Origin of the sequence: Flavobacterium agri, assembly GCF_013401995.1 — a bacterium.
In the GTDB taxonomy this organism is placed as follows: Bacteria; Bacteroidota; Bacteroidia; order Flavobacteriales; family Flavobacteriaceae; genus Flavobacterium; species Flavobacterium agri.
On record NZ_JACBJI010000032.1, the window covers coordinates 1 to 941 of the forward strand.

The 941-nt window shown below is 34.5% G+C and carries 1 protein-coding gene; it reads left to right on the forward strand.

The window, feature by feature from the left end; genetic code table 11:
• Window positions 1-807: hypothetical protein (locus HZF10_RS17865; protein ID WP_217703414.1), on the forward strand; the 807-nt coding region annotated here is incomplete at its 5' end.
• Between the last annotated feature and the right edge of the window lie 134 nt (window positions 808-941).

Here is a 941-nt window from a genome sequence, read left to right on the forward strand (position 1 = left end):
GGCCTAACGTTACCTGCAACTATGAAAAAATCCACAATGAAGACCTTTTTGTTTATCCTACTCTATGTTGCAGCAAATGGACAAGCACCTAATCTGAGTAATTGGAAAAAAGACAGTATTCCGAATGATATTACCGTTTTTGACGCTAATCACACACAAGATGATTGGACATTTTCTTTTCTGAATGGGAAGGTGGAAATAGAACGCAATAAGTATTCTAAGATTCATGGAGATAGTCTTCCAAATAATCCAGAATTTATCAAAGTAAAAAAAACTTTATATGGACAGCTTCAGGTTCAAAAGGTTACCAATGGATATATACTTGGATTTGACAAAGGAGAAAACGGTGGTGGGCTTATATTCATGGATGAAGCGGGAAACAAAACATCTATCCTGACTGAAACTTATGAATATGGTTTAAATATCAAAAAAATATTTCTTTATAATTCGAAATTACTGGCCCTTGAAGGATTAGCTCATCTTGGCGGAAATAGAGGTAAAATAATTGAAATCTTCCAGGATAAAGGAATTTGGAAATATAAGAAAATAGTCGATTTAATAGAAACGCCAAAACTTTTATTTACTTACAAAGCTGATCAATATATTATTACTTCTTCTCAGATTCTAAGTTTGGATAAAAATTTAAAAGTAACTTCAATTTTGAAAGCACCTTTTTATTGGGGAATGTTATATCCAAGTAATGTAACTGTTGATGGTGATGATATTTACTTGGCGATGAGGAAGGGAATTCTAAATATTAAACAGTTTAAAAATAATCCAACATATTTGTGGTACACTCCAAAATAGCTGCAGGTAACCACCTGTAATCGCCAGTGCTGGTTTTCGGTAAAAAGTTCGTCCAATTTCCATAACTTCGTTCGCGTTCAGCGGAGAATACAATCTCCGGTTTCCGCACCGGCGGTTACAGGCCTAACGTTACC